The 20756-nt window shown below is 60.6% G+C and carries 15 protein-coding genes; 6 read left to right on the forward strand and 9 right to left on the reverse strand.

Going from position 1 to position 20756, the window contains the following annotated elements; genetic code table 11:
- Positions 1-7 precede the first annotated feature (7 nt).
- Positions 8-1402, reverse strand: a complete 1395-nt coding sequence (gene sthA / locus HU806_RS02900; protein WP_186609814.1) for a Si-specific NAD(P)(+) transhydrogenase — start codon at positions 1400-1402, stop codon at positions 8-10.
- Between the two features lie 607 nt (positions 1403-2009).
- Positions 2010-2996, reverse strand: a complete 987-nt coding sequence (locus tag HU806_RS02905) for an FAD:protein FMN transferase (RefSeq protein WP_238350109.1) — start codon at positions 2994-2996, stop codon at positions 2010-2012.
- Positions 2997-3127: 131 nt separating this feature from the next.
- Here HU806_RS02905 and tcuC point away from each other — a divergent pair, with 131 nt between their 5' ends.
- Positions 3128-4426: an MFS transporter gene (gene tcuC, locus HU806_RS02910; protein WP_186609816.1), complete on the forward strand. Its 1299-nt coding sequence runs from the start codon at positions 3128-3130 to the stop codon at positions 4424-4426.
- 61 nt (positions 4427-4487) lie between these two features.
- On the opposite strand, the gene HU806_RS02915 is transcribed toward tcuC, so the two are convergent.
- A complete protein-coding gene (locus tag HU806_RS02915) occupies positions 4488-5951 on the reverse strand; it encodes a glyceraldehyde-3-phosphate dehydrogenase (RefSeq protein ID WP_186609817.1) in 1464 nt (487 codons plus the stop codon).
- Between the two features lie 169 nt (positions 5952-6120).
- Here HU806_RS02915 and mfd point away from each other — a divergent pair, with 169 nt between their 5' ends.
- Genes mfd through HU806_RS02930 form a run of 3 tightly spaced genes read left to right on the forward strand, consistent with a single transcriptional unit; the run spans position 6121 to position 12852 of the window.
- Positions 6121-9570: a transcription-repair coupling factor gene (mfd, locus tag HU806_RS02920; protein ID WP_186609818.1), complete on the forward strand. Its 3450-nt coding sequence runs from the start codon at positions 6121-6123 to the stop codon at positions 9568-9570.
- Positions 9571-9580: 10 nt separating this feature from the next.
- The gene (locus HU806_RS02925; protein ID WP_186609819.1) at positions 9581-10147 is read left to right on the forward strand and encodes a CsiV family protein; all 567 of its coding nucleotides are present in this window, start codon (positions 9581-9583) and stop codon (positions 10145-10147) included.
- Positions 10148-10158: 11 nt separating this feature from the next.
- Positions 10159-12852, forward strand: coding sequence for a DEAD/DEAH box helicase (locus HU806_RS02930; protein ID WP_186609820.1), 2694 nt, complete (start codon positions 10159-10161; stop codon positions 12850-12852).
- 87 nt (positions 12853-12939) lie between these two features.
- Here HU806_RS02930 and HU806_RS02935 read toward each other — a convergent pair whose 3' ends face one another.
- The 3 genes from HU806_RS02935 to HU806_RS02945 all read right to left on the reverse strand — a co-directional run bounded on the left by HU806_RS02935 (position 12940) and on the right by HU806_RS02945 (position 15581).
- The gene (locus HU806_RS02935; protein WP_186609821.1) at positions 12940-13680 is read right to left on the reverse strand and encodes an S-methyl-5'-thioinosine phosphorylase; all 741 of its coding nucleotides are present in this window, start codon (positions 13678-13680) and stop codon (positions 12940-12942) included.
- A 12-nt stretch (positions 13681-13692) separates the two neighbouring features.
- Entirely contained in the window at positions 13693-14691 is a 999-nt protein-coding gene (nagZ, locus tag HU806_RS02940) for a beta-N-acetylhexosaminidase (protein ID WP_186609939.1), read from the reverse strand.
- A 182-nt stretch (positions 14692-14873) separates the two neighbouring features.
- Positions 14874-15581 carry a TetR/AcrR family transcriptional regulator gene (locus tag HU806_RS02945; RefSeq protein WP_186609822.1) on the reverse strand — a complete coding sequence of 236 codons (708 nt, stop codon included), beginning with the start codon at positions 15579-15581 and terminating at the stop codon, positions 14874-14876.
- Between the two features lie 240 nt (positions 15582-15821).
- Here HU806_RS02945 and lexA point away from each other — a divergent pair, with 240 nt between their 5' ends.
- On the forward strand, positions 15822-16430 hold the full coding sequence (gene lexA, locus HU806_RS02950; protein ID WP_186609823.1) for a transcriptional repressor LexA: 609 nt from the start codon (positions 15822-15824) through the stop codon (positions 16428-16430).
- Positions 16431-16440: 10 nt separating this feature from the next.
- Positions 16441-16914, forward strand: a complete 474-nt coding sequence (gene sulA / locus HU806_RS02955) for an SOS-induced cell division inhibitor SulA (RefSeq protein WP_186609824.1) — start codon at positions 16441-16443, stop codon at positions 16912-16914.
- 70 nt (positions 16915-16984) lie between these two features.
- Here sulA and HU806_RS02960 read toward each other — a convergent pair whose 3' ends face one another.
- From HU806_RS02960 to topA, 3 genes are all read right to left on the reverse strand, one after another.
- A complete protein-coding gene (locus tag HU806_RS02960; RefSeq protein WP_003183419.1) occupies positions 16985-17218 on the reverse strand; it encodes a hypothetical protein in 234 nt (77 codons plus the stop codon).
- Positions 17219-17323: 105 nt separating this feature from the next.
- Positions 17324-17848, reverse strand: a complete 525-nt coding sequence (locus tag HU806_RS02965; RefSeq protein ID WP_186609825.1) for a DUF6586 family protein — start codon at positions 17846-17848, stop codon at positions 17324-17326.
- 211 nt (positions 17849-18059) lie between these two features.
- Positions 18060-20672 carry a type I DNA topoisomerase gene (gene topA / locus HU806_RS02970; protein ID WP_186609826.1) on the reverse strand — a complete coding sequence of 871 codons (2613 nt, stop codon included), beginning with the start codon at positions 20670-20672 and terminating at the stop codon, positions 18060-18062.
- Positions 20673-20756 lie beyond the last annotated feature (84 nt).

The following is a 20756-nucleotide window of genomic DNA, read 5'->3' on the forward strand; positions in this document are numbered from 1 at the left end:
GAGCCGCTCAAAAAAGCCGGTTGAGCCCGTCGTAGGCCGCTACCCGGTAGGCTTCGGCCATGGTCGGGTAGTTGAACGTGGTGTTGACGAAGTACTTCAACGTGTTCAGTTCGCCCGGCTGGTTCATGATCGCCTGGCCGATGTGCACGATCTCCGATGCCTGGTAGCCGAAGCAGTGCACGCCCAGCACTTCCAGGGTCTCACGGTGGAACAGGATCTTCAGCATGCCTTGCGGCTCGCCGGCGATCTGCGCCCGCGCCATGCTCTTGAAGAACGCCTTGCCCACTTCGTATGGCACCTTGGCCTGGGTCAGCTCCTGCTCGTTCTTGCCGATCGAGCTGATCTCCGGAATGGTGTAGATGCCGGTCGGCACATCGTTGACGAAGCGCCAGCTGCCGTTGTCGACAATGCTGCCGGCAGCCGAACGGCCCTGGTCGTGGGCGGCGCTGGCCAGGCTTGGCCAACCGATCACGTCGCCGGCGCCATAAATGTTCGGCACGCAGGTACGATAGTTCTCGTCGACTTCGATCTGGCCGCGGCTGTTGACCTTCACGCCGATATTTTCGAGGCCCAAGGTATCGGTGTTACCGGTACGGCCGTTGCACCAGAGCAAAGCGTCGGCCTTGATCTTCTTGCCCGACTTGAGGTGCAGGATCACGCCGTTGTCGCAACCTTCGACGCGCTCGTAGTCTTCGTTGTGGCGCACGGTGATGTTGTTGTTGCTGAAGTGATAGCTCAGGGCCTGGGAGATTTCCGAGTCGAGGAAGCTCAGCAACTGGCCGCGGTTGTCCACCAGTTCCACCAGCACACCCAGGCCGCTGAAGATCGAGGCGTATTCGCAACCGATCACGCCGGCGCCGTAGACGATCAGCTTGCGCGGGGTGTGCCCCAGGCTCAGGATGGTGTCGCTATCGTAGATACGCGCGTGGTTGAAATCGATGTCGGCCGGGCGATACGGGCGCGATCCAGTGGCGATGATGATGTGCTTGGCCACCAGTTTCTCGACCACGCCATTGCCGCAGACCACTTCGACCGTCTGCTCGTCGGCAAAGCTGCCGGTGCCGAAAAACACGTCCACACGGTTGCGGGCGTAGTAGCCGGTACGCGAGGCCACTTGCTTGGAGATGACCTTCTCGGCGCTCTTGAGCACGTCCGGGAAGGAGAACCAGCGCGGCTCGCCGATGGCCCGGAACATCGGGTTGGTGTTGAACTGCATGATCTGCCGGACCGAGTGACGCAAGGCCTTGGACGGGATGGTGCCCAAGTGGGTGCAGTTGCCGCCGACCTGCCGACGGCTGTCGACCATCGCCACCTTGCGCCCTGCCTTGGCCGCGTTCATTGCCGCGCCTTCCCCCGCCGGGCCGGAACCCAATACCACCACGTCGTAGTTGTAGACAGCCATGCGTACTCCTCAGAACAGGCCGCGGCGCCACATTTGGCACCGACGGCTAAATCATGCCGGCCGGCGGCATGAAGGAACAATTTGGGGCCGGTTCACGAGCCCGGCCACAGTCTATAGAAGCGTCAACGCCGCGCACATTACCCCTTGGTCGCGTCATAGGCTAGGGGGCGTTCTCAATTAGTTTCCCCACCGCGTTGTGCCTTAAAGCGGGCCAGGCAAGGCGCAGGCCGCTGGGAATGGTATTCCCTTTCCAAGGCCTGCAACGCAGCATGGCCCGCTTTAAGGCGCAACCCGGAGGGCCGGGCCTGCTGTTGTGCAGGGCTGCGTTGCTCGAAGCTTATTTGGAATGACCAAACCGCGCTTCTCGCGCCTTGCCCTGCACAACAGCAGACCCGGCGCGGTGGGGAAACTAATTGAGAACGCCCCCTCTGCCTGCGCTATTTCGCCACAGGCAACCTTTCATGACGCTGTCATCGCTTACTCAAGTTCGCCTGCATCATCGTGGCGAGGGAGCTTGCTCCCGCTTGAGTGCGAAGCGCTCACAAAAGGGGCCGCTACGCAGCCCAGCGGGAGCAAGCTCCCTCGCCACGGGCTCATTGCTGGAAACCTATTGGGTTTTTCCGCCGACCATCCGTTCAAACGCATCGTTTGTGCGACCAACGAAACGGTCATTGTCCCGCAAGACAAAAAATACCCCGATGCCATGCTCCTGGGCATAGTCCCAACCCTGTTCAGGGCCGAGAATCAGCAACAGCGTCGATAGTCCATCGGCCATTAGCGCCGAAGGATGAATTACCGTGACGGACGCCAGGTTGTGTAGGACCGGCGCACCGGTACGTGCGTCAAAGGTGTGGGAGTATCGCCTGCCGCCCTGCTCGAAATATTTACGGTAGTCGCCCGAGGTCGAAACGCCATAACCATTGAGCTCGATGACACGCTTCGCCACTCGCTTGTCGTCCCGGGGTTCTTCCAGGGCGATACGCCAAGCGGAATCATCCGGCTTGCGCCCAGCGGCCTTGAGTTCTCCAGTCACCTCGGCCAGATAACTGTCGATGCCCAATGCCTTTAGCCGGCCGGCGATGCGGTCGACGGCATAGCCTGCGGCGATGCTGTTGAAGTCGACCTCGACCGCGGCGTCTTTGCACAACCGCTCGCCGTCGATGTGCAAGTGCCGATAGCCGACACGTTGCCGTGCCTGGGCCAAAGCGTCGGCACTGGGCACCTCTTCGGTACGGGACTGAGGACCGAACCCCCATAGATTCAGCAAAGGTTCCACGGTCAGGTCGAAAGCGCCATCGCTTTGCGAAGACAGCTGCTCACCGACCCGGATCAATTCGAGAACCGGAACGGGCATGACCGCACAACTGTCGGCTGGCAGCGCGTTGAAACGCTCGATGTCCGAGTCACCGCGGTAGGTGGAAAATTGCCGATCGACCTCGGCAAGGATGCTCTCCACCTCGCCACGCACCTCTATCGGACCGGCTGTGGCGACATGCCTGACGTACTGGATCGAATAGCGGCTACCCATGGTCGGGCCATCGAAGCGTTCAAGGGTGTCGCCGTTGCCGCAACCGGACAACACGCCGGCCAGCATCACAAGCCCAATCCATCGTCCAGTTAACAAATCTTCATCTCCCCTCAAAACCACGCCGGCCATTATGGGCTACAGCGCTCCCGCAGCGAGCAATGCTTCCCTACAAGATTGGCCAGAGTGAGTACCTACACATGTCTTCCCAAACGAGCAACGGCAAGGCGATTTTTCGTGTTGTCAGCGGCAACTTCCTGGAGATGTTCGATTTCATGGTGTACGGCTTCTACGCCACAGCCATCGCCAAGACATTCTTCCCCACCGACAGTGCCTTTGCCTCCCTGATGCTGTCCTTGGCGACATTCGGCGCCGGGTTCCTCATGCGTCCCCTGGGGGCGATTTTTCTCGGTGCCTACATCGACCGCCACGGCCGCCGCAAAGGCCTGATCATTACCCTCGCGCTGATGGCCGCCGGCACCGTGCTGATTGCCTGCGTGCCCGGTTACGCCACCCTCGGCGTAGCAGCGCCGTTGCTGGTGCTGCTGGGGCGGTTGTTGCAAGGCTTCTCCGCTGGCGTCGAATTGGGTGGTGTGTCGGTGTACCTGGCAGAGATTTCCACGCCGGGGCGCAAGGGCTTTTTTGTCAGTTGGCAATCCGCCAGCCAGCAGGCTGCCGTGGTGTTTGCCGGCTTGCTGGGAGTCGCTCTGAATCATTGGCTGAGCCCCGTGGAAATGGGTGAATGGGGCTGGCGCGTGCCGTTCCTCGTCGGTTGCCTGATCGTCCCGGTCATCTTCGTGATTCGTCGCTCACTGGAAGAAACACCTGAATTCCAGGCAAGAAAACACCGCCCTACCCTGTCGGAAATCGTCCGTTCCATCGGCCAGAATTTCGGCATCGTCCTGGCGGGCATGGCGCTGGTGGTGATGACCACGGTGTCGTTTTACCTGATCACCGCCTACACACCGACATTTGGCAAGGCCGAGCTGAACCTGTCGGACCTGGATGCGCTGCTGGTCACGGTGTGCATCGGCTTATCGAATTTCTTCTGGCTGCCGGTCATGGGCGCGTTTTCCGACAAGATTGGACGTAAACCCCTGTTGCTGGGTGCGACCATTCTTGCAATCTTGACTGCGTACCCCGCGCTGTCCTGGCTGGTGGCGAACCCCAGCTTCAGCCATTTGCTGATCGTCGAGTTATGGTTGTCGTTCCTGTATGGATCGTACAACGGAGCGATGGTGGTCGCCTTGACCGAAATCATGCCCGTCGAAGTGCGCACCACTGGTTTTTCCCTGGCCTACAGCCTGGCGACGGCGACGTTCGGTGGGTTTACCCCAGCGGCCTGCACCTATCTGATCCATGTGCTCGACAACAAGGCCGCACCGGGCATCTGGCTCAGCGGCGCGGCGGTACTGGGGCTGATTGCAACCTTGGTGCTGTTCAAGGGCAACCGGCATGAACTGCGGATGGCGCAGGCTTCAATGGTCAGCGGCGCCTGACAAAGCCCAGGCGAAAAAAAACGCCCCGACAAATCGGGGCGTTTTCACAAGCGGCTAAGGCTTAGCGCGGGAACGCAGGCGGATTCACATCAGCCATGTCTTCCATCACGCGAACTACCTGGCAGCTGTAGCCGAACTCGTTGTCGTACCAGACGTACAGAACAACGCGATTGTCCTGGACGATGGTTGCTTCGGCGTCGACAACACCGGCGTGGCGCGAGCCGACGAAGTCGGTGGACACGACTTCCTGCGAGTTGACGAAGTCGATTTGCTTGTGCAGATCGGAGTGCAGCGCCATGTAGCGCAGGTACTCGTTCATCTCCTCACGGGTGGCGGCTTTCTCAAGGTTCAGGTTGAGAATGGCCATCGACACGTTCGGCGTTGGTACACGGATCGCGTTACCGGTCAGCTTGCCGGCCAGCTCAGGCAGGGCCTTGGCGGCGGCGGTAGCGGCGCCGGTCTCGGTGATGACCATGTTCAGCGCGGCGCTGCGGCCACGGCGATCACCCTTGTGGAAGTTGTCGATCAGGTTCTGGTCGTTGGTGTACGAGTGAACGGTTTCGACGTGACCGTTGATGATGCCGAACTTGTCGTTCACAGCCTTGAGCACCGGCACGATGGCGTTGGTGGTGCAGGAAGCGGCGGACACGATCTTGTCGTCAGCGGTGATTTCGTTGTGGTTGATGCCGTGAACGATGTTCTTCAGCTTGCCCTTGCCTGGCGCAGTCAGAACAACACGGTCGATCCCTGGGCAGGCCAGATGCTGGCCGAGGCCGTCGGCGTCACGCCATACACCGGTGTTGTCCACCAGCAGGGCGTCCTTGATGCCGTACTGGGTGTAATCCACCTCGGCCGGGTTCTTCGCGTAGATCACCTGGATCAGGTTACCGTTGGCGGTGATGGTGTTGTTTTCTTCATCGATGGTGATGGTGCCGTTGAACGAACCATGGACCGAATCGCGACGCAGCAGGCTGGCGCGCTTGGTCAGGTCATTCTCGGCGCCCTTGCGCACCACGATGGCCCGCAGGCGCAGGCCGTCGCCACCGCCGGTTTTTTCGATCAGGATGCGCGCCAGCAGACGGCCGATACGACCGAAACCGTACAACACGACGTCGGTGCCTTTGCGGGCCGAAGCGTTTTGCTGACCGACCACATCAGCCATTTCTTCACGCACGAATTGCTCGGCGCTACGGCCATTGCCTTCGTTGCGGAATTTGAAAGCCAACTTGCCCAGGTCTACCGAAGCCGCGCCGAGCTTGAGCTCGCTCATGGCCTTGAGCAGGGGGAAAGTTTCGTGGACGGAGAGTTCGCTGTCGTCGGAAGAACGGTGGCGAGCAAAGCGGTGGGCCTTGAGGATCGCGATGACAGACTGGTTGATCAGGCTGCGGCCATAGATCGAGCTCACCACGTTGTTATTGCGGTAGAGCTGACCGATGAGAGGGATCATCGCTTCGGCGAGTGCTTCACGATCAATCCATTCACCAAGACACTGGTCGGGCTTCTGAGTCACGGTAACCTTCCACATGTAGGGGCTGAAAAAAGGGGCTACATTATGACGCCGAGTCCTCTGCGGAGCAATGCGCGCCCGTCGCGCCGTGGTTTTAGGTGCTGCAAGAGTAGTCCGCGACTGACAGCCGGGCACTTCCCCCGCTACAATTGTCGACTTTGTCGCAACGCTTGGAGCTCAACCTTCCGTGCCCGTTCTGCGTCTTCCGCTTCTCCCTGCCGCGGCAGGTAAACAGCACTGGGGCAACCTGCCCGGTGCCGCCCTGAGCCTGGCCATTGCCGAGGCTGCCAGCGCTGCAAAGCGCTTCACCCTGTTATTGACCGCTGACAGCCAGAGCGCCGAGCGGCTCGAACAGGAGCTGGCTTTCTTCGCCCCGGATTTGCCCGTGCTGCATTTCCCGGACTGGGAAACCCTGCCCTACGATCTGTTTTCGCCCCACCAGGACATCATTTCCCAGCGCATCGCCAGCCTTTATCGGCTGCCGGAGCTCAGTCATGGCGTTTTGGTAGTGCCCATCACCACGGCCCTACATCGCCTGGCACCGACCCAATTCCTGCTCGGCAGCAGCCTGGTGCTGGACATCGGCCAGAAGCTCGACGTCGAGCAAATGCGCACCCGGCTCGAGGCCAGCGGCTACCGCTACGTCGATACGGTGTACGAGCACGGTGAGTTCACCGTACGCGGCGCGCTGATCGACCTGTTCCCGATGGGCAGCAAATTGCCGTATCGCATCGACCTGTTCGACGACGAGATCGAGACGCTGCGTACCTTCGACCCGGAAAACCAGCGTTCCATCGACAAGGTCCAGTCGATCCGCCTGCTGCCGGCCAAGGAATTCCCCCTGCAAAAAGACGCGGTGACTCGCTTCAAGGCGCGGTTTCGCGAACGTTTCGACGTGGATTTCCGCCGTTGCCCGATTTTCCAGGACCTGAGCAGCGGCATCACCCCCGCGGGGATCGAGTATTACCTGCCGCTGTTTTTCGAAGAGACGTCGACCCTGTTCGATTACCTGCCCCAGGACACCCAAGTGTTTTCCCTGCCAGGTATCGAGCAGGCGGCGGAAAACTTCTGGAACGACGTGCGCAACCGTTACGAAGAGCGCCGCGTCGATCCGTCCCGGCCGTTATTGCCGCCGGCCGAGTTGTTCCTGCCGGTGGAAGACTGCTTTGCCCGGCTCAAGAGCTGGCCACGCGTGGTGGCGAGCCAGCAGGACGTGGAAGTGGGTGCCGGTCGCGAACGCTTCCCGGCCAAGCCACTGCCGGATCTGGCGATCGAAGCCAAGGCCACGCAACCTTTGGCGGCCCTGGCCGGTTTCCTCGACGAGTTCCCCGGCCGCGTGCTGTTCACCGCTGAGTCCGCGGGACGGCGCGAGGTATTGCTGGAGCTGCTCGAACGCCTGAAACTACGGCCGAAGACCGTCGACAGCTGGCCGGGCTTTGTCGCCGGCAAAGATCGCCTGGCGATCACCATCGCCCCACTGAACGACGGACTGGTTCTCGAGGATCCGGCCCTGGCGCTGGTCGCCGAAAGTCCGCTGTTCGGCCAGCGCGTGATGCAGCGCCGCCGCCGTGAAAAACGCGCCGATGCCGCCAATGACGCGGTCATCAAGAACCTCACCGAACTGCGCGAGGGCGCGCCGGTGGTGCACATCGACCATGGCGTGGGCCGCTACCTGGGCCTGGCGACCCTGGAGATCGAAAACCAGGCCGCCGAATTCCTCACCCTGGAATATGCCGAAGGCGCCAAGCTCTACGTGCCGGTGGCGAACCTGCATTTGATTGCACGCTACACCGGCAGCGACGACGCCCTGGCCCCGCTGCACCGCCTGGGTTCGGAAACCTGGCAGAAAGCCAAGCGCAAGGCGGCCGAACAGGTGCGCGACGTCGCCGCCGAATTGCTCGATATCTACGCCCGCCGGGCCGCCCGCGAAGGTTACGCCTTCGCCGACCCGAAAGCCGATTATGAAACCTTCAGCGCCGGTTTTCCCTTCGAAGAGACCGTCGACCAGCAGACCACCATCGAAGCCGTGCGCGCCGACATGCTCGCGCCCAAGCCGATGGACCGCCTGGTTTGCGGCGACGTCGGCTTCGGCAAGACCGAAGTGGCGATGCGCGCCGCGTTCATCGCCGTGCATGGCGGCAAGCAGGTGGCGATCCTGGTGCCGACCACCCTGCTCGCCCAGCAGCACTACAACAGTTTCCGCGATCGCTTCGCCGACTGGCCGGTGAGCGTGGAAGTGATGAGCCGCTTCAAGTCGACCAAGGAAGTGAATGTCGCCGTGGCCGACCTGGCCGAAGGCAAGATCGACATCGTCATCGGTACGCACAAGCTGCTGCAGGATGACGTGAAGATCAAGAATCTCGGGCTGGTAATCATCGACGAAGAACACCGCTTCGGTGTACGCCAGAAAGAACAGCTCAAGGCGCTGCGCAGCGAAGTCGACATCCTGACCCTCACCGCCACGCCGATCCCGCGCACGCTGAACATGGCAGTGTCGGGCATGCGCGATCTGTCGATCATCGCCACGCCGCCAGCCCGTCGCCTGTCGGTGCGCACGTTTGTCATGGAGCAGAACAAAAGCACGGTCAAGGAAGCCCTGCTGCGGGAGCTGTTGCGCGGTGGGCAGGTGTATTACCTGCACAACGACGTGAAGACCATCGAGAAATGCGCCGCCGACCTGGCCGAACTGGTGCCGGAAGCACGGATTGGCATCGGCCACGGGCAGATGCGCGAGCGCGAACTCGAACAGGTGATGAGCGACTTCTATCACAAACGCTTCAACGTGCTGATTGCCTCGACCATCATCGAGACGGGTATCGACGTGCCAAGCGCCAACACCATCATCATCGAGCGCGCCGACAAATTCGGCCTGGCCCAGTTGCACCAGTTGCGCGGCCGGGTCGGACGCAGCCACCACCAGGCCTATGCCTACCTGCTGACGCCGCCGCGCCAGCAAATTACCCCGGATGCGGAGAAGCGGCTGGAGGCGATCGCCAATACCCAGGACCTGGGCGCCGGTTTCGTGCTGGCCACCAACGATCTGGAGATCCGTGGCGCCGGCGAATTGCTCGGCGATGGCCAGAGCGGCCAGATCCAGGCCGTAGGCTTCACCTTGTATATGGAAATGCTCGAGCGGGCGGTCAAGTCGATTCGCAAGGGCGAGCAACCAAACCTCGACCAGCCCCTGGGCGGCGGGCCGGAAATCAACCTGCGAGTGCCGGCGCTGATTCCGGAAGATTACCTGCCGGACGTCCATGCCCGATTGATCCTGTACAAGCGCATCGCCTCGGCCACCGACGAGGAAGGTCTCAAGGACCTGCAAGTGGAGATGATCGACCGCTTCGGCCTGCTTCCGGAGCCGACCAAGAACCTGGTCCGCACCACGCTGCTCAAGCTCAAGGCCGAGCAACTGGGCATCAAGAAAGTCGACGGCGGCCCCAACGGTGGCCGTATCGAATTCGAAGCCCAGACGCCGGTCGATCCGCTGGTGCTGATCAAGCTGATCCAGGGCCAGCCCAAACGCTACAAGTTCGAAGGCGCCACGATGTTCAAGTTCATGGTGCCCATGGAACGCCCGGAAGAGCGTTTCAATACCGTTGAAGCGCTGTTCGAGCGCCTCACTCCGACCACTGCTTGAAGGACGCCCAATGCGCCTGTTTCGCTCCTTGACGTTGTTGATGACCCTGATCGCTCCGCTGGCGTTTGCCGATGACCTGTACCAGGTTGAAATGATCCTGGTTCGCCAGAATGCCGAACCGGCGATTATCAGCCGCGCCGCGCCGGAAGACTGGGACGCCGGCGCGCAACGCCTTGGCGCGGACAGCCAGCGCACGCCGGCACTGGGCAACATCGTCGAGAAACTCAACGCCAGCGGCCAATACACCGTGCTGATGCACAAGGCCTGGCAGCAGAACCTGGGCGAACAAGGGCGCAAAATCGCCGTCAGCGACGGCGCCGAACAGTTCGGCCAGTTTCCCATCGAGGGCATCCTCGAACTGAAGCTCGGTCGCTTCACCGACGTCGACGCGGACTTCTGGATCAATCAAATCGACGCCAATGGCTTGGTCACCGCCAGCGAGCGACTGAAGCAGCAGAGCCATACCAAGAACGGCCAACTGAACTTCCTTGATAACGGCCATCTGGGCTTGCTGATCAAGATCACCTCGCTGACCGCACCTGCGCCACGGCAGGCTCCTGACGTGATTCCGGACTGATCGGCGCGCCTATGCCCTCGCCCCTGAGCAAACCCCTGGCTCCTTCCTGGGTCAATCGATTCAAGGAACAAAGCCTGGAGCGTGGGCGCCGTTACGCCCTGGAAAACCGCGTCAGGATCGTCGAGGCCGGCGACAGCACTATCATTGCAAGTTGCGAAGGGTCCGGCGGCAGCGTCTACCGTCAGACCATTCGCCTGAAGGAGTCGGCCAAAGGTGCGTTGATCCTGCTCGAAGCGGCCTGCTCTTGCCCGGTGCGCATCAACTGCAAGCATTGCGCCGCCGTGCTGCTGCAAGTCCAGGAAACCCTGGCCTACCCTGCCGCCGAAAAAGACGCGCAAATGTTGGAAAAACTCCAGGCCGTGCTGGACAACCGCAGCCCCAAGGCTGCGCCTCAAGTACTGGTTGAAAACGTGCAGCCGGTACCACGGCTGTGGCTGGCGAGTGTCGAGTTCAGCGCGTTCGAGCCGCGCAATGGCAAGATGCAGCGCTACATCCAGCACCGCGCCGCGCTCTCGTTCAGCTATTTGGACGAGTACGTCAGCGGCCAGCGCAACACCGACGTGCTGATTCGCCAGGAAACCCAGACGCTGCGGATAAAACGCCAGACCGATGTCGAACAGTCCTACCGCGAGCAGCTACGAATCCTCGGCTTCAAGGTGGCGACACGGCAAAGCAAGGCGCTGCCGGAAAGCGCTGGCGAACTGTACGAAATGGTCAATGACAGTGCCTGGCTGACGTTTACCCTCAACGACCTGCCGAAACTGCGTAGCCAGGGCTGGGAATTGCAGATCGACGAAGATTTCGGCTTCGACCTGACGGCGGTGGACGAGTGGTACGCCACGGTCGAGGACACACCGGAGCGTGACTGGTTCGACCTGGAGCTGGGCATTATCGTCAATGGCGAGCGCCTGAGCCTGCTGCCGATCCTGTTGAACCTGATGCGCTCGCACATCGAACTGTTCAACCCGGAACGGCTGGCCAGGCGCCGCGATGACGAACTCATCCTGGTCAATTTGCCCAACCGTCCAAACTCGGAATTTGGTCCGCAGCAGGTGGCCCTACCCTACGGCCGGCTGAAACCGGTACTGGCGACCCTCGGCGAGTTCTACCTGCAAGAACCCGGCACCACCAAACTGCGACTCAACAGCGCGGACGCCCTGCGCCTGAACCCACTGCAGGATATGCCCCTGCGCTGGGAGGGCGGTGAACACATCCGCGGCCTGGCCCAGCGCCTGCGCGACATCAAGGACTACACCGCCACCGCGCCGCAAGGCCTGAATGCAACGCTGCGACCCTACCAGCTCGAAGGCCTGAGCTGGATGCAATCGCTGCGGCAGCTGGAGGTCGGCGGTATCCTCGCGGATGACATGGGGCTGGGCAAAACCCTACAAACCCTGGCGCACATTCTCAGCGAAAAAATCGCCGGTCGCCTCGACCGGCCGTGCATGGTCGTGATGCCGACAAGCCTGATTCCCAACTGGCTCGACGAGGCAAGCCATTTCACCCCGCAGCTCAAGGTACTGGCGTTGTACGGTGCTGGGCGCAAGAAACATTTCGAGCGGTTGGCAGATTACGACCTGATCCTTACCACCTATGCCCTGCTCCCCAAGGATGTCGAGCGACTGAAGGCGCAGCCCCTTCACGTACTGATCCTCGATGAAGCCCAGTACATCAAGAATCCCACCAGCAAAGCCGCCCAGGCCGCCCGCGAACTCAACGCCCGGCAGCGGCTCTGCCTGTCCGGCACGCCGCTGGAAAACCATCTCGGGGAACTGTGGTCGTTGTTTCACTTCCTGCTGCCGGGATGGCTTGGCGACGTCAAGAGTTTCAACCGCGACTACCGCGTGCCGATCGAAAAACGCCACAGCGACGTACGACTGCAGCACCTTAACGGTCGGATAAAACCGTTCCTGCTGCGCAGGACCAAGGAACAAGTCGCAACCGAATTGCCGCCCAAGACCGAGATTATCCATTGGGTCGAACTCAGCGACGCCCAACGCGACGTCTACGAAACCATGCGCCTGGCCATGGATAAGAAAGTGCGCGACGAGATTACTCGCAAAGGCGTGGCGCGCAGCCAGATCATCATCCTCGAAGCACTGCTCAAGCTGCGCCAGGTGTGCTGCGACCTGCGCCTGATCAACGACGCCACGCTACCCGTCCGAGGCAGCACTTCGGGCAAGCTCGACAGCCTGATGGAGATGCTCGAAGAGCTGTTCGAAGAAGGTCGGCGAGTGCTGCTGTTTTCTCAGTTCACCTCCATGTTGGCGTTGATTGAAGAGGAACTGAAAAAGCGCGGCGTCGCCTATGCGATCCTGACCGGCCAAACGCGCGACCGGCGCACTCCCGTGAAGGAATTTCAGAGCGGCAAACGTCAGATTTTTCTCATCAGCCTGAAGGCCGGCGGCGTAGGCTTGAACCTGACCGAAGCCGACACGGTGATTCACTATGACCCATGGTGGAACCCGGCGACCGAAAACCAAGCCACCGACCGCGCCTACCGTATCGGCCAGGAAAAACCGGTGTTTGTCTACAAGCTGATCGCCCGCGGCACCGTGGAGGAGAAGATTCAACTGCTGCAAAAAGAAAAATCCGACCTGGCAGCGGGTGTACTGGATGGCCGCGTGGCCGGAGATTGGAAATTGCAGAATGAGGACATCGAAGCGTTGTTCGCGCCGCTGCCGGAGAAGCTGGAAAAACGCTAGGTCATCCCGCCCTGATTAAAGCCGCTTCCGGGGCTTTCAGTGGGAGCCGAAAAGGCTCGGCTCCCTCCGTCGCCCTGTACAAGCTCATCAACCGGCCATCAACACCCGCGCCAGCGTCGACTTCACTTTTCCCATCCCGTCATGCAGCGCCTGCTCGATCTCGGCCATGGTAATCACTGCCGTGGACTTGCCCGCTGCGGGATTCACCACCAAGGCCAAGCAGGCGTAATCCAGCTCCAGCTCACGGGCCAAGGCCGCTTCCGGCATGCCGGTCATGCCGACGATGTCACAACCATCACGCTCCAGGCGGGCGATTTCAGCCACGGTTTCCAGGCGCGGGCCCTGCGTGCAGGCGTAGACACCGTGACTGCTATAGCCACAGCCCTCGGCGGCCAGGGCCGCGATCAACTGCTGGCGCAGCGACTCCGTGTACGGATAACTGAAGTCGATATGGGTCACCGCCTCCAGATCGTCGGCAAAATACGTGTGCTGGCGACCGCTGGTGTAATCGATCAACTGGTGGGGCACGCAGAAATGACCGGTGCCCATTGCAGCGTGAATCCCACCCACGGCATTGACGGCCAGGACAGCCTGGGCGCCGGCCTGCTTCAAGGCCCAGAGATTGGCGCGATAATTCACCTGATGAGGCGGGAGGCGATGGGGATGGCCGTGGCGCGCCAGGAACAAGACCTCGCGTCCGGCATAGTCGCCGATCTGCACGTCGGCCGATGGCGCGCCGTAGGGCGTCTCCACCGATAGGGACTGGCGAATGGTCAAGCCTTCTAGCTGGGTCAGGCCGGTGCCGCCAATAATTGCGTAAACGGTCATGTAAAATGTCCTTTAATCGATCAGTTGGGCGGCTTTCAACGCGCCGATGGCTGTCAACCAGCGTGGGTCCTGACGATATTCAGTGGAGGCGAACGCCTGGCCACGCATGCGGGCGATCCGCGCCGACGGCTTGACCTTCAGACGCTGGGCTGCACTCAACGCCAGTTCCGCGGCAGCACGGTCATTGCACACCAGCCCCATGTCGCAACCTGCCGTCAGTGCCGCCTCGATACGGCTGGCGGCATCACCGACCACATGAGCGCCGGCCATGGAAAGATCATCGCTGAAGATCACGCCGTCAAACTGCAGCTCGCCTCGCAAGATTTCTTGCAGCCAACGGCGAGAGAAGCCTGCCGGATTGGCATCGACCTGCGGATAAATGACATGGGCCGGCATCACGGCGGCAAGCTGCTTGCTTAACCTGGCAAACGGCACCAGGTCGTTGGCGCGGATCTGTTCGAGACTGCGCTCGTCATTGGGAATGGCCACGTGAGAGTCAGCCTCGGCCCAGCCGTGCCCTGGAAAGTGCTTGCCGGTGGCAGCCATTCCCGCAGCGCTCATGCCCCGAATGAAAGCACCAGCCAATAGTGCGGCGCGCTCGGGATCGCCATCAAAGGAACGGCTGCCGACCACGGCGCTGCGCTGGTAATCGAGGTCCAGCACGGGGGCGAAGCTCAAATCCAGGCCGACTGCCAGCACTTCGGTCGCCATGATCCAGCCACATTGCTCGGCCAGGTACTCGGCATTCGGGTTATCGGCTATGGCTCGCATCGCCGGCAGCCGCACGAAGCCTTGGCGCAGGCGCTGGACGCGTCCACCTTCCTGATCGACCGCCAGCAGCAGGTCGGGACGGATGGCCCGGATCGACGCACTCAGTTCGCGCACCTGGCGCGGGTGCTCGATGTTGCGAGCAAAGATGATCAAGCCGCCAACTTCGGGCTGGCGCAACAGATGCCGATCCTCAGCCGTCAGCCAAGTACCGGCGACGTCCACCATCAACGAGCCTTGCAGGCCAGCAGTCATAAAAATTCCTTAAAAACGATGACCCCGCACAGTGACGCATGCACGATCGCACCGCCGGGCTCCAGGCCTGGCAGGTCGCGATGATGCAACGAACTGTATAACGGGTTCGAAACGAGAGTCGGCATGGGCGGCTAGCTTAGCGGATGTAGGCTGTCGCGCCCACCCGCGCACTAAGCCTTGGCGAGCGCCGGCGTGGATTTGCTGCGCGGACGCAGCTGCGCCGCGGCCATGGTCTCATCGGTGACACCACTTTCGGCACGCATGCCGGCCGCCAGGAAAGGCACCATCAGGCGCATCACCTGCTCGATGGAAGTGTTTACCCCGAAGTCGGTTTCAGCAATGGCCCGCAACGCCTTGATACCGGACATGCTGAACGCTGCGGCGCCAAGCATGAAGTGCACGCGCCAGAACAGCTCGATCGGCGGGATTCGCGGCGCAGCCTCGTTGACTAGCAGCATGTAGCGGCGAAACACCTTGCCGTACATGTCTTCAAGATAACGCCGCAAGTGGCCTTGGCTCTGGCTGAACGCCAAACCCAGCAGGCGCATGAAGATGGACAGATCATTGCCGCTGCGGGGCTGCACGACAAGGGCTTGCTCGACAAGGATTTCCAGCAGTTCTTCCAGCGTCGGCTTTACGTCGGGCTTGGCTTGGCGCCGCTCCAGCTCGCGATCGAGACTGAGGCAAAAAGGCCCGAGAAATCTAGAGAAAACCGCCTGGATCAGCGCTTTTTTTGAACCGAAGTGATAATTCACCGCCGCCAGGTTGACACCGGCTTTACTGGTGATCAGACGCAACGAGGTTTCGGCGAAACCTTTTTCCGCGAACAACTGCTCGGCAGCATCCAGAATGCGTTCTACGGTTTCCGACTGGGCCATGGCTACTCCGCCTGACAAACACTTGTTTGAAACATACGTTTCAGCCTTGGGGTTGTCAAGCCTGACGGGACGTTTTGCGAACGCCCGGTCAGGTATTTAACCACACCTTCCAGACGGTTGTGGCGCTGTCGTTTGCAGCCCCGGAGCGACCGTCCAGCGGCGCCTGAAAAAAGGAGGATTGCCAAGCGGCGCGTACTGTATATAATCCCAGTCACTGTATAAAAAGACAGAGCGATCATTATGCTAAAGCTGACGCCACGCCAAGCAGAGATTCTGGCCTTCATCAAACGCTGCCTAGAAGACAACGGCTACCCGCCGACCCGTGCGGAAATCGCTCAGGAACTGGGTTTCAAATCGCCCAACGCGGCGGAAGAACACCTTAAGGCGCTGGCCCGCAAAGGCGCGATCGAAATGACGCCTGGCGCCTCGCGGGGCATTCGCATCCCCGGCTTCGAAGCCAAGGCTGACGAAACCACCCTCCCGATCATTGGTCGTGTTGCAGCTGGCGCACCGATTCTCGCTCAGCAGCACGTCGAGGAATCCTGCAACATCAACCCTTCGTTCTTCCATCCAAGGGCTGATTACCTGCTTCGTGTCCATGGCATGAGCATGAAGGACATCGGCATCTTCGACGGCGATCTCCTGGCTGTCCATACCACGCGCGAAGCCCGCAACGGCCAGATCGTGGTGGCGCGAATTGGGGATGAAGTCACGGTCAAGCGATTCAAGCGCGACGGCAGCAAGGTCTGGCTGATTGCCGAAAATCCAGAGTTTGCCCCCATCGAAGTGGACCTGAAAGATCAGGACCTGGTTATCGAAGGCTTGAGTGTCGGCGTCATTCGCCGCTAAAGGAGGCTTTATGCAATTTCCTCACGCACCACAGCACACACAACTTCCGTTGTTCGAGGCATTCATGGCCCAACCGCTGGTTCCTGTCCTGCAAGAGGTCATCGAATCGCCCTGGGGCATCGAGCCCGAGGCGTTCAGCGAGCTGTCGTTGCGTGGTGCAGCAGGAAATTGCCTGAACCTGCTCGCCCCCATCCTGAGGGAGCTGAGCCAAGATCAGGATGCTCGCTGGCTGACGCTGATTGCGCCGCCTGCGAGCGTTACACAGGCCTGGTTGCGGGACGCTGGTCTCAATCGCGAACGGATCCTGTTGCTGCAACCACGCGGCACCCAAAGTGCCCAGCAATTGACTTGCGAAGCGTTGCGCCTGGGCCGCAGCCATACGGTAGTCAGCTGGCTGAACCCCTTGACCGCGACCGCGCGTCAACAATTGATCAGCGCCGCCCGCATCGGGGATGCGCAAAGCTTGAATATCCGACTGGGCTAAGACAATCGCAGGGCTTCTTCACAGGCAGAGAAGCCAGCAATATTGACCTAGATAAAACCGACAGCCGGAATCAATGAAGAACCCGCGGCCCTTCTTCCTTGTTGAATTCGCCTTCAACCAGGCGGCCTGCCATCTGGACACCCACGCTAAGCATCGCCTTGGCGACCTCGACGTGCTGGCCTTGAAGGAACACCTTGGCGTCCTCGGAGAAGTTCAGGGTAACCAGGGAACCCTCGTCTTCAGCCCTGCGCAACTCGATGCGGCCATCAGGAAGTTCGACTATTTCTAGAAAGGACGTTGGCATAAAAGTCTGTTCTCCACGAAAGGCGGGGATTATATAGTCATCAGCCGGGCTTCGCTCAGGATCTTGACCAAGCGTCGTTAGCGAACATTACGGAGCGAATGAAACTCAACATTCGCTCAGCCCTTCGCGAAAGCGGATAGCCAGGCCTTTGAGATTCTGCCGCCAGCTTTCCAATTCTTCCCGAGTCAGCTCTTGCTCCGGCTCATGCTCGTCAAGATTGACCGCAACGATCAATGGCTGGGTCACGTCACCCTTGGGTTTACGCGGAGCCCGTGGCGGCTGGAACAAAGCCGTATGGGCTGCCAACAGCCTGGCCAGCCAGGTTTCCGGGTTTTGGGCCAGCTCGATCATTTCGGCCAGTTCTGGAATCGCGTGGGCTTCCAACACTTCCGGAGCCAACATCAACTCAGCCCGTGAAGCATTCGCCTGGGGCAAGCGATAGAAACCGGCAATTTCATGACAAAGCCCTAGCAACGCACCGTACAAATGAAACAGCACTGACTCACGCCCAGCCTGGACCAGCGCCGGGGAATTCATTGCGCGCCCTTCCTCAGCCCTGGCCAGCGCTTCAAGCGACAGGCCGGCGAAATAAATCTTCTGGTTGGTGCGGGTGTAGAGTTCGTGGGCCATGTCGGCATTCTCCCCAACGAAATAAAAGCGTCACGCAGGTGCGACAGTGTCGTGGATCAACCGAAGCCACTGCAAGCCAAAAACCAAAAGGCCGCATGAAAACCTGAGGGTTGTCATACGGCCTTTTGCTTACCTGGAGTTTACAAAGACGACTACGTCGCCCAGCGGGAGCAAGCTCCCTCGCCACAGGCGGCGATCGAGCAGAGTTACATCAGCGCTTATCTTCAACGGTCCATTTTCCGCCGTTATAGAACGCTTTCCAGCCAGTAGGCTTGCCGTCGACCTCGGTCTGCACGTATTGCTCCTTGGTCTTGCGGCTGTAACGAATCACCGCCGGGCGACCGTCCGGGTCCTTCTGTGGCGCTTCGCAGAGGAAATGATACTTCGGATCGATTTCGTCCTTGTGCGGGACGATCTCCATCACCAGTGGTGCACGGGTTTCACGGTTTTTCGGGAACTGGCTGGCCGCCAGGAACAGCCCGGAAGCGCCGTCGCGCAGGATGTAGGTGTCGTTGACCTTCTCGCACTTGAGCTCAGGCATCTTCACCGGGTCCATCTTCGGCGGCGCGGCATCACCACTCTTGAGTAGCTTGCGGGTGTTCTTGCAGGTCGGGTTGGTGCAACCGAAGAACTTGCCGAAGCGACCTGTCTTGAGCTGCATCTCACTGCCGCACTTGTCGCATTCCAGGCTCGGGCCTTCGTAGCCCTTGATGCGATAAGTGCCCTCTTCAATCTCGTACCCGGCACAGTCCGGGTTGTTACCGCAGATGTGCAGCTTGCGCTTCTCATCCAGCAGGTAGGCATCCATCGCCGTGCTGCAGATTGGGCAGCGGTGCTTGCCACGCAACACCAAGGATTCCGATTCGCCTTCGTCGTCTGCGGCGATTTCGTCGCCAGGCACCAGATTGACCGTCGCCTTGCATCGCTCTTTCGGCGGCAGGCTATAGCCTGAGCAGCCCAGGAACACGCCAGTCGAGGCGGTACGGATTTGCATCGGGCGACCGCACGTCAGGCACGGGATGTCAGTCATGACTGGCTGGTTGGCGCGCATGCCGCTCTCAGGACTCTCGGCTACTTCAAGTTTTTTCTTGAAGTCGCCGTAGAACTCGTCGAGCACGTTCTTCCAGTCCCGCTCGCCCTGGGCCACGTCATCGAGGTTCTCTTCCATGCCGGCGGTGAAGCCGTAGTCCATCAGGTTCGAGAAGCTCTCCGACAAACGCTCGGTAACGATGTCACCCATCTTTTCCGAATAGAAACGACGGTTGTGCAGCGCCACGTAACCGCGGTCCTGGATGGTGGAAATGATCGCCGCGTAGGTCGAAGGACGACCGATGCCGCGCTTTTCCATTTCCTTGACCAGGCTGGCTTCGGAGTAACGGGCCGGCGGTTTGGTGAAGTGCTGGGTTGGATCGATCTTGACCAGCTTCATCACATCGCCCTGGGCCATGTCCGGCAAGACATCGTCGTCGCCAGGCTTGGTGATTTGCGGCATGACACGGGTGTAACCGTCGAACTTCAGGATGCGCCCCTTGGCGCGCAGCTCGAAGTCGCCAGCACCGACGCTGACCGTGGTCGACAGGTATTGCGCCGGCAGCATCTGGCAGGCCAGGAACTGGCGCCAGATCAGCTCGTAGAGACGCTCGGCATCGCGCTCCATCCCCGACAGCTTGCTTGGCTCGGTATTGGCGTCGGACGGACGAATCGCTTCGTGAGCCTCTTGGGCGCCTTCCTTGCTGCTGTAGACATTTGGCGTCTCAGGCAGATATTTCTTGCCGAACTCGCTTTCTATATAAGTACGCGCCATCGCCACGGCATCCGCCGAGAGGTTGGTCGAGTCGGTACGCATGTACGTGATGTAGCCCGCTTCGTACAACCGCTGGGCCATCATCATGGTTTTCTTCACGCCGAAGCCCAGGCGGTTGCTCGCGGCCTGCTGCAGCGTGGACGTAATGAACGGCGCGGACGGCTTGCTGCTGGTCGGCTTGTCTTCACGCTTGACGATGCTGTAGCTCGACGATTTGAGCTTCTCCAACGCCGCCATGGCCTGGGCTTCGTTGAGTGGCTTGAAGGCCTCGCCTTTCTCACGGGCCACCTCAAAGCGCACGGTAGCGCCCTTGGCGGTTCCAAGATCAGCGTGGACCTCCCAATATTCTTCGGGAATGAAAGCCCGGATTTCCCGCTCGCGCTCCACCACCAGCTTCACCGCAACCGACTGCACGCGACCGGCCGACAGACCACGGGCGATCTTGGCCCACAGCAATGGCGAGACCATGTAGCCCACCACGCGGTCGAGGAAGCGACGCGCCTGCTGGGCGTTGACCCGATCGATATCCAACTCGCCCGGCTGGGAGAAAGCTTCCTGGATGGCTTTCTTGGTGATCTCGTTGAACACCACGCGCTTGTAGCGGCTGTCATCGCCACCGATGGCTTCGCGCAGGTGCCAGGCAATGGCTTCCCCTTCGCGGTCCAAGTCCGTCGCGAGATAGATGGTGTCGGCATCCTTGGCGAGCCGACGCAGTTCTTCGATGACCTTTTCCTTGCCTGGGAGGATCTCGTACTTGGCTTTCCAGCCGTGTTCCGGATCGACCCCCATGCGCGAGACCAGCTGCTTGCGGGCCTTTTCTTTCGGCGACAGCGCTGGCGCTTCAGCGGCAGCTGCCTTGCCGCGCTTGGCGGCCGGCTCTTTGCTGGCGCTAGCCGAACCGCTGGTGGGCAGGTCTCGGATATGGCCGATACTCGACTTCACCACGTATTGGTTGCCCAGATACTTGTTGATGGTCTTGGCCTTAGCCGGGGATTCCACAATGACCAGCGATTTGCCCATGGATCAGAAAATTCCTGAATTCTAAAAAGTGAAAGGCGGTTGGCGCCTGACGCGGCACCGCTATATATAGTGGCTGCAAGGTGA

This window comes from Pseudomonas sp. SWRI154 (assembly GCF_014268645.1).
GTDB classification, from domain to species: domain Bacteria; phylum Pseudomonadota; class Gammaproteobacteria; order Pseudomonadales; family Pseudomonadaceae; genus Aquipseudomonas; species Aquipseudomonas marvdashtae.

Coding starts and splice junctions, on each gene's coding strand:
- HU806_RS02945 (WP_186609822.1), bottom strand. CDS start 15,581: ATGGCCCAGTCGGAAACCGTAGAACGCATTCTGGATGCTGCCGAGCAG.
- HU806_RS02965 (WP_186609825.1), bottom strand. CDS start 17,848: ATGGCCCACGAACTCTACACCCGCACCAACCAGAAGATTTATTTCGCC.
- sthA (WP_186609814.1), bottom strand. CDS start 1,402: ATGGCTGTCTACAACTACGACGTGGTGGTATTGGGTTCCGGCCCGGCG.
- HU806_RS02935 (WP_186609821.1), bottom strand. CDS start 13,680: ATGACCGTTTACGCAATTATTGGCGGCACCGGCCTGACCCAGCTAGAA.
- HU806_RS02930 (WP_186609820.1), top strand. CDS start 10,159: ATGCCCTCGCCCCTGAGCAAACCCCTGGCTCCTTCCTGGGTCAATCGA.
- HU806_RS02905 (WP_238350109.1), bottom strand. CDS start 2,996: ATGCTGGCCGGCGTGTTGTCCGGTTGCGGCAACGGCGACACCCTTGAA.
- topA (WP_186609826.1), bottom strand. CDS start 20,672: ATGGGCAAATCGCTGGTCATTGTGGAATCCCCGGCTAAGGCCAAGACC.
- sulA (WP_186609824.1), top strand. CDS start 16,441: ATGCAATTTCCTCACGCACCACAGCACACACAACTTCCGTTGTTCGAG.
- HU806_RS02925 (WP_186609819.1), top strand. CDS start 9,581: ATGCGCCTGTTTCGCTCCTTGACGTTGTTGATGACCCTGATCGCTCCG.
- lexA (WP_186609823.1), top strand. CDS start 15,822: ATGCTAAAGCTGACGCCACGCCAAGCAGAGATTCTGGCCTTCATCAAA.
- HU806_RS02960 (WP_003183419.1), bottom strand. CDS start 17,218: ATGCCAACGTCCTTTCTAGAAATAGTCGAACTTCCTGATGGCCGCATC.
- tcuC (WP_186609816.1), top strand. CDS start 3,128: ATGTCTTCCCAAACGAGCAACGGCAAGGCGATTTTTCGTGTTGTCAGC.
- HU806_RS02915 (WP_186609817.1), bottom strand. CDS start 5,951: ATGTGGAAGGTTACCGTGACTCAGAAGCCCGACCAGTGTCTTGGTGAA.